A 16,674-nucleotide genomic window follows, 5' to 3' on the forward strand; every position below is an offset into this window, starting at 1 on the left:
CAAAGATGAAGTATCTAATTTAGGTATATTAAACTTAATAGAGTATGCTGGTCGGTTGGAAGAATTACAAGATTAAAACATATATTTTCTCAACTGTTCCATAATATGGCTACTACCAGTTTTCAACTAATAGTGGTATGACTAAGGGATAGCAATAAAAAGATAAAGCTATAATAGATAAGCCGTGGCTTTAAAAACCTAACATTCCCATGTTTTAAAGATACTTAAGAAGTTCGTTGAAATAGGCCTCCAAAAGTAAAACGCCTTGGTGTTCTTAAAAAATCTATTTGATGAAAAAATTTGAAAAATCAAGTGTAAAAAACATACTTAGTATTGATCCTTTTTCTTTAAATGAAGGAGTTAAATATGCCATTAGTAATAATATAAGTAGTTTAGCTATAAAGCCACTTAATGCTTACGCAGAATATGGTTTTAGTGACCCTAAAGAGCTTTATAAAATAAAACTAGATACTACTAATATAATAGAGAATAAAAAAATTGAGGAATTAAGCTTTAGTGATCATATCAATCTTTCGAAAAATGATATTGAGAATCTATATACTTTGGAAAATTTAAAAAGTTTATCTTTTAAAAACAAAACATTTAAACTAGATTTTTGTTTTTTAACACAATTAGAAAAACTAAATTTTAAATATAATAAAGGAGTAACTAACTTAAATACTCTACATAATCTAAAAGAGCTCTTAATTATCTCTCTATCCGAAAGCAACCTCATTAATCTATCTAATCTGGAAAGTCTTATCACATTACGATTAACTAGAGGAAATTTTATATCTGTTGAAGGAATTGAAAATTTAAAAATTGAAAGACTTGATATTAATTATAATAACAAAATAAAAGATATAAACCCAATTGGCAAATTATCCAATTTAAAAGTTTTAAATATAGAAAAATGCAAACAGTTAACAGATTTTTCCTTTTTATCAAAGAATTCGAGTATCAGGGAATTGTTTATAGATAACCTTGATTCAATAGAATTCATTTCTTCAATGCCAAATTTAGAAAAAATAAACTTCTGGTTTTCTAAAGATGGAAATATGAAACCTTTATTAGAATCAAAAAGTTTAAAACAAATAAATTTTTACCCTAACAAAAAGCATTACAGTCATACCATAGAAGAAATTATAGAAACTACAGGCGCTCAACGAGGAAGAAACAAATAAGGTGCTGCTGGAGATTGTCCGTTTAGATATCAAGGACAATATGAGTATGTAGAAACTGGATTGAATTATAACAGGTTCAGATATTACTCGCCTGATAAAGGAACCCTAGATGAAAAGTATGAGAAGCATATTTCGATTAGCAAAGTATCATTTCCAAATCTAATATCGATGTAGTATATTTAGATTTCTAATTCACCAAGAATGAAACATCTTAAAATCTTTCACCTATCCATTCTATTTCTTAGTTTCTCATTTTGCATAATTGCGCAGGACGATACTTCCACATATATAGAAACAGAAGCAGTTATTAAAGAAATCAATTTTAAAGTCAGATCACGCAGATCTTCTGCAACTGCTACTGTAAATTATAAGACCTTAGAGGGTGATAGTCTCACAAGTACAGTAAAACTAATGCACATTCCCTTTATAGGAGCCCTTGACAAAGAAGGTGATAGAATTAAAATATTATATAACAAACAAACCCCTCTTCTACTTACTACCAAAAGCACTTCTTTTTGGCAGTCATATGGATTGTATCTCCTTATTGGATTAGGTGTTGTCATCCTATTATATAGATTCATAAACAGGTCAAAAGAATAAATCCATAGATCTAATTTTGTAGATTAACTCATTACTTGACTTAAAAAGTAGCCTTAATTTTTATACTAGAAATTAGCATTTCTTTATATAAATCATTTTTGTAACTTTAAGAATAGAATTACCTACTAGATTTATGGCATTTACAGCAGACGAATTTGAATTCCTTAAAGAGAAAACTTTGCTATTTCTTATCGTATTAGATGATAAAGGAAATATCTGTAGAATCAACAAACGATGTGAGATACTTTTCTCATTACCAAAAGACAAAATCATTGAGGAATCTATATATACATTTTTACTCGATGAAGATGAATCAGAATTCAAAGAGACCGTTTCTCAACTTTCTAAAAATAACAAACAACTTAGCAAGACCTTTGGATTCGCTACTTTAATTTCTGATGCTATCCTCTATGTTAAATTTGATCTAGTTTATCATAACAACAAAATCTATGCCTCAGGAATAGATGTGACCCAAGAAAATGAAGAACATAATTTCTTAAAAACCTTATCTAAATTAACCAAAACCGGAACTTGGCATTATGAGCCTACCCATGATCGAGTATATTTTTCTGATGAATGTTATCATTTACATGACCTCGAACCTGGCACCTCTTTAAGCATGACAGAAGCCTTATTTTACTATCCCGAAGCATCTAGAGCGCGCATAAAAGATTATTGGGACAATCTCCTAAACCATGGAGTTGCATATGACTATATAGACCAAATAATCACTAAAAAAGGTGTACGAAAATGGATTCATGTAATTGGAGAAGCCATAAAACACAATAATAAAGTAATTTTTGTCAATGGTAGCTTTTCGGATATTACTGATCAACAAAATTATATAGAACAACTACAATATAATGAAGAAACTAAAAAATTAGCACTAAAAGGTATTCGATCTGGTTTATTCGACCATTTAATAGAAACAAACATGGTTTTTTATAGTCTAGATTTCAGAAAAATGTTGGGATTACCACTTAAAGAAGACTTTGTTCCTGAAAAAATTTTCAGGAAAATGATACATCCCGATGATTTAGATAAAGCCATAGAAAGGCATCATCAAAATCTTAAAAAAGTTGGATATCATTATTTCAACTACTACCGTCTAAAACATCTTGATGGAGGATATCGCCATTATGAAGTCTATGGCTATAGAAAAAAGAATGAAAAAGGTGAAACAATCCGTATGATTGGCAACCTCATTGATATACATCAAAAAAAATTAAACGAACGAACCATCGCAGAAAACCAAAGCCGACTATTAGCCATGGTCAATAACGGTTTTGCATATACTGTCTTACTAAATACTTCTGGAGAAATTTTAATGGCAGATGAGGATTCTTTAAAAATTATTAAAAGAGATTTCAATGTAGATCCTACCATAGAACCTACACTTTTTATAGAAGTAATGCCTTTAAATTTCAAAACCACATTTTTTCATGAGTTTAATGAAGCTTTAAAAGGGCAAACGGTTACAAAAGAAATTGAACGAATTACACATAAAGGTTCTATACAATGGTTAGAATCGAAATACACTCCTATTAAAGGTCAAGAAAATAATATTAATTCTGTTTTAGTTAGTTTTCACGATATTACTGAACAAAAATTAGCAGAACTTGCCATAAAACAGGCGCATCTAAAAGAACAAGAATTAAGCAGTCTGAAATCTAACATACTATCTAATTTTAGTCACGAGATAAGAACTCCCTTAAATGGAATTATTACAATTAGTAACCTATTATTACTTGAAGAAGAGAACCCTAGGGATCGTAAAAAATTAGCTGCTTATCTAAACGAAAGTAAAGAAAGACTTCTTGCTACCATTAATAACCTATCACACTATAGTGAAATAGAAACTATCCAAAAAAATCTTACTTATGTAGAAACAGATATTAATTATACGGTAGAAACTTCTTTTCGAGAATATCGCCATTTTGCAAATTCTAAAAATTTAGAGTATATTTTAGAATTAGATGAAAGCTGCCCTTCTGCTATTATTGATGTCGACATTTTTCATACAGCTATTAATAATATTATTCACAATGCTATTAAGTATACCACCAAAGGTAAAGTCGCTGTTAACGTTAAAGCAAAAAAAAGAAGCATTCGCATTTCTATCAAAGATTCAGGAATCGGAATTGGAAAAGACAATCTAAAAAAAATATTTGATCCATTTATACAAGAAAGTATTGGACTGAGTCGTAAATATGAAGGTACTGGAATCGGTTTAAGCTTATCCAAAAGATATATTGAAATCCTTGGAGGAAAAATTAAAGTTATTAGTAAATTGGAAAGAGGAACAAAGTTTATCATTACAATTCCAAAAAAAATATGAATATACTTTACGTAGAAGATAACAAGATAAACGCCATGGTCATGAATAAGATGCTATCCAAAAATGTATCTAACATTATGATTGCAGAAAATGGTCCAACGGCTTTAAAAATAGTTAAAGAATCGTCTCTTGATTTAATCTTGGTAGATATTAATCTTGGGTTAAACCAAATGGATGGATGTGAATTATTAAAACGTCTTAAAAAACTAGACATGCTAAAGAATATTCCGATATATGCAGTAACAGCATATGCAATGCCAGGTGATGCCCAGAAATTTATTAAAATTGGATTTGATAAATACTTTTCGAAACCTGTCAATTTCGAAAAACTCTTATCTGCTATTTCTAATGTTGCATCACAAATGAATTAAAAAAAAAGCGAGCGTTAAAAATAAACGCTCGCTTTACTAAATAAATACTATTTATTTATATTTTTTTATTGTTGTTCATAATCAGAATCCCAATCAGTTCCATCATCTCCTTTCTGACCATCCATCTTAATCATAAAGTTTTTTGCTGGGAAATAAGGTTTCATATGTATATCAAGATATACTCTATCCTTTTGATTTGGATCTTGCTCAAAACGTTTAATCGAAAAATCCTCAATTAACTGATCCGGACCAGTAATTTCATCTAGGAACTTAACAATTTGTCCCATCAATTCCTTACGAGTTCTAGCATTAAAATTTTCAAATGCTCTTCTATTAAGGAAGTCCATAAGCACCTTAGTAACATAATCAAATACCCTAACTACAGAATACGTTTGTAATCCCAGGTTATCTCCATTAAATAGTGTTTTCGCAGAAAAAGCCATAACTTTTCCATACTCATTAACCATAGGTACTAATCCAAGTTTTTCTAATTGAGCGATTTCACTTTTCTTTAGATCAAATCGAACTCCATCAACTTCGTTAATTCCACCATGTTTCTTACCAGCAGCAACCTGAGACATTAATGTTCGATACACCTGTCCAGCTAGTGCACTTGATGGTGGCACAAAAAGATCATCTTCTTCTCCAACCTCATCGTGTTTACCTCTTCCTACTAACCAGTTACAAGCCATCATAACATTTGATCTATACTTATCACCACCTGTAAGATTTGCAGCTTCAAACATCTCCATAACATCATCTGGTTCATCAAGATGTTCAAAATCAGTAATCATCATTACTTTATTTTCATGAGCTATTTTAGCCCATTTTTCAACAACTTTGTTAGAACCGAGGTATCCTGGTATTACTAAAATACCATAATTATCTCTTAAATCAAGACGGTCATACCCTTGTACTAGCTCTTCTTGAACAGCATCAATGAATCTAGTATTATCTAGATCCTTTAATTGCTCAAGTTCTGCGTTCATTATATTTATATTCTTAACTTTTTGAGACTCAGTATTCTTAAAGAATAATGCCACTGATCTATAAGATTGCTCCAATTCTCTTGTTTGCTCCAGTGCTGCTCCTAAGTTTTTTTCTAAAGATTTACCAGCGATTTCTGAACGCTTTTCAGATTCTTCAACCATTTCTGAAATATCATCAGAAGATGATAAAACATCACTCCAAATCTCTAATGTTTTTTGAAGTTTAGCTCTTTCTAATTTTTTAGTTGATTCCGTAAGAAAAATCTTTTTACGTGCTTTACGATCAGGATTCATGTTCTGAACGTCATCTATACACGCTTCTAAAAGATCAAAACCACCGTATTTGGCTAATTTTTCTTCATTTAGTTTTAGCTCCTTTGCTGGGTTTTCTATTTTAATACTCTCTTGAGCTTGTTTTCCTGCTGCCATGTATTTTATGTCTTTATCTTTTAACCTTGTTGTAATTCTGCCAATAATGATTGAATGGATCTTATTAATGCTTGTTTAGCATCTGGATCTGCTAAAGCAGTTTTTAAGATCTTATTTGATTTAAGTTGCTTTACAACTTTAAGATATTGATCTTTTTCTGTATCTAAATCATTTAAAAACTTACTCTGATTTATAATCCCTTTTTTTCCAAAATTACCTAAATGGCTAAACTTCAATGTTTCTTTGCTCTCTACTCCATCAGCATCTTCGAATTCAACTTCTACTTCAGGCTTATAATTTTCAAATACATGATCAATGGACGTTAAACCATTTACTATTTGTGGTTTAATTGGTTGATCTTGTGTTAATTTCTGAACAAGAAGTGTTTTATTTTGTCCGATTTCCAATATAGCTTCACTAGCATCGGTTTTAACCTCTGTTCCTCCTAATCCATATGTGTTATTGCTCATACTTTCTTATCTTAATAATGATTGTGAATTATAAATATACTAATTTTATCGCAGGATACGGTCTTTATTCGTATGACCACTGCATTTTTTCATCTTTTACATCAAGACTCACCTTGCTTCCTTTACCTATCTTACCAGTAATCAACATCTTAGACAACGGGCCTCTTAGATCAGTTCTAATAACTCCACGTAAAGGTCTTGCTCCATATTTGGGGGTAAATCCCTTATACGCAAGATATTCCTGAGCTGCCTCTGTCAACTCTAAAATTACCTCTTGCTTGTTTAACGCTTTGTGTAAGTCTTTTAATTGAATATTAAAAATCTTAATTACATTGTCTTTTGTTATCGGAGCAAACGGAACAATTTCCGTAAGCCTTCCTAAAAACTCAGGTCTAAAGTTTCTGGACATAAGTTCCAAAAGGTCAGTGGATTTAGGAATTTCACCATCTGCAAATGATTTCACAACATGTTCACTACCAATATTAGAAGTAAACAAAATTACCGCATTGGAGAAATCTCCTGTTTTACCTAATCTATCATTTAGTTTCCCTTCATCTAAAATCTGAAGAAAAATATCAAACACAGAAGGATGTGCTTTCTCTATTTCATCAAAAAGCACAATTGAATACGGTTTTTGTCTTATTTTGTTTACTAATAACCCTCCTTCTTCATAACCAACATATCCAGGAGGTGCTCCATATAACAAAGCTGCAGAATGTTCTTCTTTAAACTCTGACATATCGAATCTAATGATAGCATCTTCGGTCTGAAACAAGAACTCAGCTAAAGATTTTGCTAACTCTGTTTTACCAGTACCAGTTGGTCCTGTAAAAAAGAAAGATCCCGTAGGCAAACCTGGTTTACTTAAACCTGATCTGGACTCTAATACTGCTTCAGAAATTGTTTTGATTGCATGATCTTGTCCAATCACCCTCTGCTTAAGGTGATCCTCCATATTCAACAATCTTTCTTTTTCATCAGCCTGAAGTTTTCCTACTGGAATTCCTGTCTTATTGGCAATAGTAGCGGAAACATCATTTTTATCAATAAAGATTTTCTCTTCAGAAGCTTTCTTAAAAAAGTGATCTAAAATTGTTACTATTTTAGTTTTGTAATTATCAAATGTTTCTGATCCCAAAACCATTTCATCTTCACTAAGTTCTGTAAACAAAAGATAACTAAACTTACTTTTAAGATTATTATATATCCAACTTACCGAATTAACTTTTTCGGATTCATCTGATTCCTTCTCTCCTATTTCTTTTAATTCTTTCAATAATGACTCAACATTATTAGCCGTTGTTTCTATCATATATCTAGAAGCAGACATAGTCCTATCTAGTAAGTCAATAGCTGCATCAGGAAGACTTCTATCTTTATTGAACCGTTTAGAAAGTCGTATTGCTTCAGCAATTGTTTCATCAATAACATCTAAGCTATGATGATTTTTATATTTATCAATCGTATTAGAGATCATTGTAAGCGTATCTTCTTCTGAAGGTTCATCTAAAGCAACAATCTCAAATCTTCGTGTAAGTCCTTCGTCTGTTTCCACATGTTTGCGATATGCATCATTCGTAGCAGTAGCTATAAAAGTTACTTCGCCTTTCGCTAATTCTGATTTTAAAATATTTACTAATCCTTGATTACCACTATTCTTATCAGTAAGGTTATTAATTTCATCGATTAACAGAACAGGTTTATCAAACTCTTTTAATGCTACTAAAATCTTTTTGAATCGATCTTCTACTTCACTTTTATAACTCGCTCCGGAAACAAGGTTTATAAAATCTAACTCGTAAATCTGAGCATCTTTTAATGACTCTGGCACATTACCATTAATCACAGCTTCAGAAAAACCATCTAACAGAACCGTTTTTCCAACACCTGGTTCTCCTGTTATCAAAACATTCGGTTTCGAATGCCTTCCTAATATCTCAGTGATCATCTTTATTTCTCCATCTCTACCAAAAACGTCATCCAACTGTTTGTTTTTAGCAGCAAAAGTTTTATCAAAGCAATATTCATCCAAAATTCCAGAATCACTTTTCTGCCCTACAATATTTGTTGTTCCACTCGCATTGGAACTAGTTTTTCCAGCTATTGTTTTACCTTTTGTAGCAGCAATTAGAACCTCATCAGCTTTAAGAGGCAGTGTTTTAAGCTGCTCGTAAGAGAACCCAACACCCGGTGTACATAATGCTATCAGAACAGCCTTTGGTGTGATTTCATCCTCACCTAATTTAAGTTTCAATGTATCAGCTTCATTAAATACTGCTTCTACAGATTTATCACCGTTAATTGCATCAGGAATATTTACAACCCTTGGCAAGGCCTCTATTCTTACTTCAGACCATTCTTCATAATAATAGATATCTCCATCAATCTGATTAAAAAAGTCCTTTAATCCTACATCTTTATGTAAAAGAGCTTTTAATAAATGAGCAGCATTATACTGATCATTATAATACTCTTTAGCAATAGATTGTGCTATATGAATAGCATTATTCACTTTTGGTGATAATGTATAGTCTAATATTTGCATGAAGTTGGTTTTTCGTAAAGTAAATAAATAACCTAATAATTAGCAAAAAATTATCGGTCAGCTCTAAATAAAACTTGATTTTTTCCGATATCCCTTAGATTTTCCTCTAATTGTTACATAAAATATACTTTCCGAAATCAAAAGTATATTATTTTTTCTAATCTATTTACCTAGTTTTTAGGTAAAACACCACCCCTGTTTTCAGGTAGTTTTTAATAAAATGTACAAGATTTGTTTTAATTCTTGATAGTATTTGAAATCGGACAACCTTATTCGTTGTCATAAAACATCAAAAAATAATTAATCTGTTTGTCTTATCGAATCTGAGAAAACCTAATTCCGAGTTGCTTTTCAAGATCTCTAATCAATTTTAATTCTTGCTTAACTATTAATGCTAATGACACCCCTGTTTTTCCAGCTCTTGCGGTTCTACCACTTCGATGTGTATAATACTCCATTTGATCTGGTAATTGATAATGAACTACAAATGCTAAATCGGCTACGTCAATTCCTCTTGCAGCTACATCTGTAGAAACTAATAACCCTAGAGAACCTTTTTTAAAAGCTCGCATAACCTTATCTCTGTCTTTTTGAGTCATATCACCTTCTAATAAACCTACCTCATGATTTTTTGCAATAAGTTGTTTAGACAATTTGCGTGCCGCAGCCTTAGTTTTAGTAAAAATTATACCTCTTTGATGTTTTTGAGATTTGAGAAAGTAAGTTAACGTATCTAATTTATTTGCTTCTTCACCAACAACGAATTGATGTTCAATCCCTTTGTTAACTGCATCGTTTTTATCTACAGATACGCGTACAGCATTCTTATCTACATAAGAATTAATAATTTCATTAAGAGCAGAGGGTATCGTAGCAGAAAACAGCCAAACATTTCTTCTACCTTTAGTTTTACTTAGAATTGTAGTGAGGTCTTTTTTAAATCCCATACTCAACATCTCATCAGCTTCATCCATCACAATAGTCTTAATATTAGAGATATCGACTGCTTTTCTTTCCATTAGATCTATAAGTCTGCCGGGGGTTGCTACAATTATGTGAGTAGGTCTTTTTAACCTTGAGAGCTGTATTTCAATCTTTTCACCTCCGTAAACGGATTCCGTAAAAATTTTATCGGTATACTTAGTGAATTTAAAAAGTTGTTTCGCAATTTGTTGTCCTAGTTCTCTAGTGGGAGCCAATACCAAGGCTTGAACTTCTTTTTTTTTAGGATCAATAGCTGTTAAGAGAGGAATACCAAAGGCAGCTGTTTTTCCTGTACCTGTCTGAGCTTTACCTATAAAATCTATTTGGTTATTAATCAGAACAGGCAATGTTTGTTCTTGAATTTTGGTAGGGACAGTAATCCCCATTTCTTTTAGACCTTTATCTAGATCCTTAGGAACACCTAATTCTGAAAATTTCATCCTTATTTTGTTTTAGGGTACAAAAATAGATGAATATATTCATTGCCCAACTAATTAGGGCAATACATCATAGAAAATATCAAGGTATTAACATGAAATTTTCATGAAATAATTAAATAATTGCTTTTTTAAGGTTAGTCCTCTTTTATGGAAGTGAGACTTATCCATACAAAAACCTCCAGAACAATTAAAATCAGATCCTTCATCAGACGAAATAATATCAATCAATGAAATATCATGAGAACCATCATTATGAAACTCATCTTCTTCTAGGTGATTATGTAAATCATGGTTTTCAATTAAAGTGTAAGAAAAAACTTTCTCTCTATCTAATTCTATATTAATTGAATTTTCATGTAAATCAAAAACCATTATATCGTGACTAAATAAATTAACTATCTGGTTAATGTCTTTGTTCTGAGATTGCCCAGAAACAGTGACCATTATTGCAATAAATAATAAAGCGTTGTGTAGTTGTATAGCCATAGGGGGTTATTTTGACTTGTTAATACTTTTTCAAATTACGTTTGTTTTCAAATTAACATCCGATAATCCGAATGTTACTTTTTTAAAACATCGGCAAAATACACATAAATAGGATTAAACGCAATATATTTCAAAACTTTAACACTATCCGCGACTGATTATAGCTACAAAATCAAAGATTGATTGATATTTTAAGTTAAACTGACTAAAATAAAGTTGCACCGTCAGATGAATGATTAGGCAAATTAAGATTCATTTCCAATTCTTTATTTAGCAATTCAATAAAGAATTTAGACAATAGCGGAGATTCTTGCTCTATGTTCTGATGTACAAAAAAATGAATATCCTCTATCCCCTGCGCTTTCCACGATTTTAATCGATTAACCCAGTCGTTCAATCGCTTATAATCCGTTTCATGATTAGCACCTACATACCTTATGAAAGCTTCCTTATTAGTCAGTCTCATATGTAACAAATCTCTTCTGCCTGCAGAATCCGTAATAATATTTGCTATATTATTATTTTCTAATAAATCATATAACTCAATAGCAACCGTCTCGTCATTAAACCAATCTGTATGCCTAAACTCTATTGACAAACGTAATTCTTTAGGCCATTTCTCTACAAAATTTACAACTCTATCAAAATACTTAGGAGTAAAATTACTGTGCATTTGTAAAAAAATTGTTCCTAATTTTTCTTTTAAATGTATAGCATTTGCCAAGTATTGATCTACATAAGGTTGCACATCTTCGTTTAACCTCTTGAGATGTGATATATTCTGAACCAGCTTAGGAAAAAACTTAAATCCTTCTGGTGTTTTATCGTACCATTTCTTAAATTGATCTTCCGAAAAGATTCTATAAAAAGTAGCATTTAATTCTATTGAATTAAACTGTCGGGAATAATAATGTAATTCATCTTTTGTACCTCTTGGATAAAAACCTTTTAAATCTTGTTTATTCCATTTAGCACATCCTACATATATGGACAAATCCTTTTTACTTTCTTTTTGTAAAATTCTTAAGGTATCGTCATGATCTTTTGGTAATACAAAATTTATATTTCCAGGGTGCTCTACTTTTCCAAATTTCATAACTTCTATTTAAAATTTTACGATATATAGTGTAACAAAAATAAGTTTCGAATGACTAACTTTACAGTAACAACAATAAAAAATTTAACAATGAACACTTTAAAATCATTAATAGTAGGTTTAATTATAGCAATTATTGCTCCAGCAAACGCCCAAACAGCAGATGAAATTGTAGCAAATTATCTAGAAAATACTGGAGGAAAAGAAAACTGGGAGAAACTAGAAGGTGTAGAAATGGTGGGGGTTATGAAAATGCAAGGTATGGAAATCCCTTTTGAACAAGTATCTACAAAAGATGGAAAGCAATTAGTTACTATAGAACTGCAAGGAAACAGCATGATATGGTCTGCGTTTGATGGTGAAACATCTTGGCAGAGAAATCAAATGACAATGGAAGCTGAGAAAAGTGATAGTGAAGCTACTGAAAATATGAAAAAGCAAACTAAAGATTTTCCTGATCCTTTTTTGAATTATAAAGAAAAAGGATACAACATTGAATTGGTTGGAAAAGAAACTGTTGATGGAACTGAAACTTTTAAGATAACAATGACTAAGGATCCAATCATAGTAGATGGTCAATCTCAACCCAACATTGTTCATTATTATTTTGATACAGAAAATTTTGTACCTATTATTATGGAGACGCAAATTAATCAAGGTCCAATGAAAGGACAAACTGTAAAATCTTCTATAAGTGATTATCAGGAAGTGAATGGCGTTTATTTCCCGTTTACTGTTGGAAGTGAATTTCAAACTATGACTTTTAAAGAGATTAAAATTAATCCGGAAGTTGACAATGCTAAATTTGCTTTCCCTGAGAAAAAATAAATCATCAATATATTAATAAAATCCCCAATTCATTGGGGATTTTTTTTCACATAAATTATTAATCAATCGAACGAATTATGAATAAAAAATTTATAATTGCCGGGCTTAGTCTTATATTTTCATTCGGAATACAAGCTCAGGATATTATACTAAAAGGTAAGGAGCTTTTTGGAAAGCTAGAAGCGAGACACATAGGACCAGCTTTAATGAGTGGTCGTATTATTGATTTAGAAAATCATCCAACAAATAGTAGAATTATATACGCAGGTACTGCTGGTGGTGGAGTATGGAAATCCTCTAATGGAGGGGCTAGTTTTACTCCTATATTTGACGATCATGCGCAATCTATTGGCGCTGTATCTATTGACCCTAATGATCCTGACAATACTGTTTGGGTTGGAACTGGAGAAATCTGGACAAGAAACAGTGTTTCTGTTGGAGATGGATTATACAGAACCACAGATGGTGGAGCCAATTGGAAAAAAATGGGATTTGAAAATTCTGAACGAATCAGCAGTATCCAGATAAACCCAAAGAATTCTAATGAAATTTATGTTGGTGTTATAGGTGCTTTATGGGGTGATAGTGAAGATCGAGGGGTTTATAAAACAACGGATGGAGGGAAAACTTGGGAAAAAATTCTATATATTAATCAAAGAACTGGTGCTAACGAAGTAATTATGGATCCTAATGATCCTAATACATTATATGCTGCCATGTGGGAATTTAGAAGAACAGCTTGGAATTTTAATTCTGGCGGACCTAATAGCGCACTTTACAAATCCACTGATGCCGGAAAAACTTGGAATAAAATTCATAATGGTTTTCCTAAAGGAGATTTAGGAAGGTTTGCAGTAACCATAGCGCCATCAAATCCAAAAATAGTATACGCCGTTGTAGAAAGCAAAGAGGATAAAGGTTTATACCGTTCTGATGATGCTGGTGCCAGCTGGAAATTACTTAATGGGGATTTTGGACTTGTAGTACGTCCTTTTTACTTTGCTAGAATCGTAGTAGATCCTAAAAATCCAGACATTGTAGCTAAGGGAGGTTTATTTGGCTCCATTTCAAGAGATGGAGGAAAAACTTTCAAAAATCTTGGAAATATGCATGCAGATATCCACGATATTACATTCGATATTAACAATTCTGATAGAATGTATGTAGGTACTGATGGAGGTGTTTACAGAAGTTGGGATGGAGGATCAACTATGGATATAGTAGACAATCTACCATTATCACAATTCTATCAAATTAGTGTAGATAATGAGGAACCATATAATATCTATGGAGGATTACAAGATAACGGTTCATGGTATGGCCCATCTTCTTCTCCAGGAGGTGTTGAGGCTCGCGATTGGAAACGCATAGGTGTTGGAGACGGTTTTAGAGTACTTAGACATCCTACTAAAAAAATTATTTACTCTGAAATGCAAGGAGCTCAAAATGTCTGGAGATACAATATTGATAAAAACAATACTAAAAATGTAAAGCCATTACAAGTAAAAGGAAAAGCTGATCTTCGTTTTAATTGGAATGCTCCTATGGCTATAAGCGAACATCAGCCAGATAGATTTTATATGGGAAGTCAATTTCTTCATATTAGTGAAGATATGGGAGATAATTGGAAAATTATTTCTCCAGACCTTACTACTAATGATCCATTAAAACAAGACAAAGAATCTGGAGGTATTTCTACCGATAAATCGGGAGCAGAAACGCATACAACAATTTTTACAATTGCAGAATCACCTTTGGATCAAAAAATAATATGGGTAGGAACCGATGATGGAAATGTTCAAATAACACAAGACGGAGGAAAAACCTGGACCAATACAACACCAAATATACAGGGGGTTCCTAAAAATACATGGGTATATCATATAGAAGCAAGTAACCACTCTAAAGGAACGGCATATGCAGTTTTCGATGGTCACGCACAGAATGACATGAAACCATATGTATACAAAACCACTGATTTTGGAAAAACTTGGAAATCTCTTGTAACTAATGATATTATTGGCTTTGTCAGAAATATCCAAGAAGATTATGAGAACGAGAACTTACTGTATTTAGGTACAGAATTTGGATTATTTATAACAATAGATGGAGGAAAAAACTGGTCGCGTTTTACTAATAATATGCCGGCAACCGCTGTTCATTTTATTGATTTACAGAAAAAAACAAATGATCTAGTATTGGGTACACATGGTAGAGGAGTTATTATTATTGATGACATTTCTCCATTACGACAAGTAAATCAGGAAATGTTAAACAAAGATGTTCATTTCTTTGCAACCAAACCAGCTATAATAAAAGAAGAAGGTGGTTTTGGAGGAGGGAGTACTGAGCTTCAATTTGTAGGAAATAACCCTTCCTCTTCTGGTCAAATTATCTATTACTTAAAAAAGAGACATACTTTTGGGAAAATGACTTTATCAATTCAGGATACAAATGGAAATGAAATTGCTTCTCTTGTAGCTGGAAAATCCAAAGGAATTAATATAGCTACATGGGATTTTAGAACAAAAGCACCTAAAGTTGCAGCTGGTAAGTCATATACCGCTGGTGGATTTACTTCTCCAAGAGCTACCGCCGGAACATATAAAGTGGTTCTCAAGAAAGGAAAGAACTCTTATGAAAGCTCTATTGTAATTCAAAACGATCCAAATTCGGTAGTGACAAATACCGAAAGGGAGTCTCAATTTAAAACAACTCAAGAGCTTTATAATGATATGGAAGATTTAGCATACTTAGTATACAAGATCAACCAAATCATTAGTAATGCAGAAAAGACACAAAAAGAAGATTCAAAAGTAGCAAAAGTTGCTTCTGCATTAATTACAGAAATGACTTCACTAAAAGAATCCCTAGTTGTAACTACTGGTGATAATTATGTAGCAGAAGCGGAACCACAACTAAGAGAGAAATTAGCTTCGCTTTATAGCGACGTAGCGAACTTATATGAGAAACCGTCTTTATCCCAACTAGAGAATAAAGAAGTATTAGAAAATAGATTAAACGAAGCGGAGACTTTGTATCAAAAAATAGAAACAAAACAATTGGCTAAGTTTAAAAAATATTTAGAAAAAAATAATGGTAGAGCAATCAAAATGAAATCAAAACAAGAATTCCTTAGTAAATAAACTATACCTAATTATTTTTACACGTAAAAAAGAGCTCTTTATCAGAGCTCTTTTTTTTATTCATGGATTTTTGACTCACTCCTTAAAAAAAAGATAAAAGGAATTAACCGTTTTATAATAAAAAATCTTGTTCATAACTGGTTTAAAACTCTAAACACCTTTACCTATTTGAAACGAAACAATTCTGTATTTTTAGTAAACACTCTTTACTATGGAAAACAGGGAATCTAATTTACTGGCAATACGCCCACAAATTTTAAACGCGAGAGTTTCTGAAAACATGTCAGATGACGAGCAATTTCAGAACAAAACAATCAGGCCCATAATCAAGTTACAGGGAGAATTATTGATTGAAGTGTTCAGGAATTATATTAAAAAAAGGAAAAATACTTTTTACGAACTAACTTTAGAAAAACGTTTACTTTATGTTGATAATGCTATTCAAAAGGATATGAAATTAAGGAATAGTCTGAAAGGAATGATTATAGGTCAGTTTACCGTAGATGAATACTTACTGTACATAAAGAATTCTTCTGCTCTAAACAAAAGGATGATGAGTATTGTTAGAGAACGCTTACATAGTAATATTCAATTACTAGAACACACTCCAGCTTCCTATTGAAGTTTAAAAGAGAGCGAGTAGTCTTTTTGTGTCCGCTTGACAGAACCTGTCGTTACTGATTTTTTCATTTCACTAAGATTTTAGTGTATCGATATTTCAGGACGGGACATATAATCAAAAAAAGAGCAGATCAATTTTGATCCGCT

General features: G+C 31.8%; 13 protein-coding genes. 7 read left to right on the plus strand and 6 right to left on the minus strand.

Going from position 1 to position 16,674, the window contains the following annotated elements:
- Window positions 1-290: 290 nt before the first annotated feature.
- The 4 genes from Q0921_RS05740 (at window position 291) to Q0921_RS05755 (ending at window position 4,493) form a co-directional block, all read left to right on the plus strand.
- Window positions 291-1,184, plus strand: a complete 894-nt coding sequence (locus Q0921_RS05740) for a leucine-rich repeat domain-containing protein (protein ID WP_299254542.1) — start codon at window positions 291-293, stop codon at window positions 1,182-1,184.
- Between the two features lie 201 nt (window positions 1,185-1,385).
- The gene (locus Q0921_RS05745) at window positions 1,386-1,784 is read left to right on the plus strand and encodes a hypothetical protein (protein WP_299254545.1); all 399 of its coding nucleotides are present in this window, start codon (window positions 1,386-1,388) and stop codon (window positions 1,782-1,784) included.
- Window positions 1,785-1,917: 133 nt separating this feature from the next.
- A complete protein-coding gene (locus Q0921_RS05750) occupies window positions 1,918-4,122 on the plus strand; it encodes a PAS domain-containing protein (RefSeq protein ID WP_299254547.1) in 2,205 nt (734 codons plus the stop codon).
- Window positions 4,119-4,493 (plus strand): response regulator, encoded by a 375-nt coding sequence (locus Q0921_RS05755; protein ID WP_299254549.1) that lies wholly within the window; start codon window positions 4,119-4,121, stop codon window positions 4,491-4,493. The genes Q0921_RS05750 and Q0921_RS05755 overlap by 4 nt, the downstream gene beginning before the upstream one ends.
- A 65-nt stretch (window positions 4,494-4,558) precedes the next feature.
- Here Q0921_RS05755 and Q0921_RS05760 read toward each other — a convergent pair whose 3' ends face one another.
- The 6 genes from Q0921_RS05760 to Q0921_RS05785 form a co-directional block, all read right to left on the minus strand.
- Entirely contained in the window at window positions 4,559-5,911 is a 1,353-nt protein-coding gene (locus Q0921_RS05760; RefSeq protein WP_299254551.1) for a DUF5458 family protein, read from the minus strand.
- Window positions 5,912-5,931: 20 nt separating this feature from the next.
- The gene (locus tag Q0921_RS05765; protein WP_299254554.1) at window positions 5,932-6,381 is read right to left on the minus strand and encodes a hypothetical protein; all 450 of its coding nucleotides are present in this window, start codon (window positions 6,379-6,381) and stop codon (window positions 5,932-5,934) included.
- 64 nt (window positions 6,382-6,445) lie between these two features.
- On the minus strand, window positions 6,446-8,926 hold the full coding sequence (locus Q0921_RS05770) for an ATP-dependent Clp protease ATP-binding subunit (protein ID WP_299254557.1): 2,481 nt from the start codon (window positions 8,924-8,926) through the stop codon (window positions 6,446-6,448).
- A 314-nt stretch (window positions 8,927-9,240) separates the two neighbouring features.
- The gene (locus Q0921_RS05775; RefSeq protein ID WP_299254560.1) at window positions 9,241-10,350 is read right to left on the minus strand and encodes a DEAD/DEAH box helicase; all 1,110 of its coding nucleotides are present in this window, start codon (window positions 10,348-10,350) and stop codon (window positions 9,241-9,243) included.
- Between the two features lie 87 nt (window positions 10,351-10,437).
- Complete coding sequence (locus Q0921_RS05780) at window positions 10,438-10,836, minus strand: hypothetical protein (RefSeq protein WP_299254563.1); 399 nt, start codon at window positions 10,834-10,836, stop codon at window positions 10,438-10,440.
- Between the two features lie 205 nt (window positions 10,837-11,041).
- Complete coding sequence (locus Q0921_RS05785; RefSeq protein ID WP_299254566.1) at window positions 11,042-11,932, minus strand: DUF72 domain-containing protein; 891 nt, start codon at window positions 11,930-11,932, stop codon at window positions 11,042-11,044.
- Window positions 11,933-12,022: 90 nt separating this feature from the next.
- Here Q0921_RS05785 and Q0921_RS05790 point away from each other — a divergent pair, with 90 nt between their 5' ends.
- The 3 genes from Q0921_RS05790 to Q0921_RS05800 all read left to right on the plus strand — a co-directional run bounded on the left by Q0921_RS05790 (window position 12,023) and on the right by Q0921_RS05800 (window position 16,528).
- Entirely contained in the window at window positions 12,023-12,760 is a 738-nt protein-coding gene (locus tag Q0921_RS05790; RefSeq protein ID WP_299254569.1) for an outer membrane lipoprotein-sorting protein, read from the plus strand.
- Window positions 12,761-12,837: 77 nt separating this feature from the next.
- A complete protein-coding gene (locus Q0921_RS05795) occupies window positions 12,838-15,906 on the plus strand; it encodes a hypothetical protein (RefSeq protein WP_299254572.1) in 3,069 nt (1,022 codons plus the stop codon).
- Window positions 15,907-16,117: 211 nt separating this feature from the next.
- A complete protein-coding gene (locus tag Q0921_RS05800) occupies window positions 16,118-16,528 on the plus strand; it encodes a glyoxalase (RefSeq protein ID WP_299254575.1) in 411 nt (136 codons plus the stop codon).
- Window positions 16,529-16,674: the final 146 nt, after the last annotated feature.

This window comes from uncultured Aquimarina sp., assembly GCF_947496855.1.
Lineage (GTDB): Bacteria > Bacteroidota > Bacteroidia > Flavobacteriales > Flavobacteriaceae > Aquimarina.

Bases quoted from the DNA above. Each gene is read 5' to 3' on its own strand.
- Q0921_RS05740 (WP_299254542.1), top strand. From the start codon at position 291: ATGAAAAAATTTGAAAAATCAAGTGTAAAAAACATACTTAGTATTGAT.
- Q0921_RS05745 (WP_299254545.1), top strand. From the start codon at position 1,386: ATGAAACATCTTAAAATCTTTCACCTATCCATTCTATTTCTTAGTTTC.
- Q0921_RS05750 (WP_299254547.1), top strand. From the start codon at position 1,918: ATGGCATTTACAGCAGACGAATTTGAATTCCTTAAAGAGAAAACTTTG.
- Q0921_RS05755 (WP_299254549.1), top strand. From the start codon at position 4,119: ATGAATATACTTTACGTAGAAGATAACAAGATAAACGCCATGGTCATG.
- Q0921_RS05760 (WP_299254551.1), bottom strand. From the start codon at position 5,911: ATGGCAGCAGGAAAACAAGCTCAAGAGAGTATTAAAATAGAAAACCCA.
- Q0921_RS05765 (WP_299254554.1), bottom strand. From the start codon at position 6,381: ATGAGCAATAACACATATGGATTAGGAGGAACAGAGGTTAAAACCGAT.
- Q0921_RS05770 (WP_299254557.1), bottom strand. From the start codon at position 8,926: ATGCAAATATTAGACTATACATTATCACCAAAAGTGAATAATGCTATT.
- Q0921_RS05775 (WP_299254560.1), bottom strand. From the start codon at position 10,350: ATGAAATTTTCAGAATTAGGTGTTCCTAAGGATCTAGATAAAGGTCTA.
- Q0921_RS05780 (WP_299254563.1), bottom strand. From the start codon at position 10,836: ATGGCTATACAACTACACAACGCTTTATTATTTATTGCAATAATGGTC.
- Q0921_RS05785 (WP_299254566.1), bottom strand. From the start codon at position 11,932: ATGAAATTTGGAAAAGTAGAGCACCCTGGAAATATAAATTTTGTATTA.
- Q0921_RS05790 (WP_299254569.1), top strand. From the start codon at position 12,023: ATGAACACTTTAAAATCATTAATAGTAGGTTTAATTATAGCAATTATT.
- Q0921_RS05795 (WP_299254572.1), top strand. From the start codon at position 12,838: ATGAATAAAAAATTTATAATTGCCGGGCTTAGTCTTATATTTTCATTC.
- Q0921_RS05800 (WP_299254575.1), top strand. From the start codon at position 16,118: ATGGAAAACAGGGAATCTAATTTACTGGCAATACGCCCACAAATTTTA.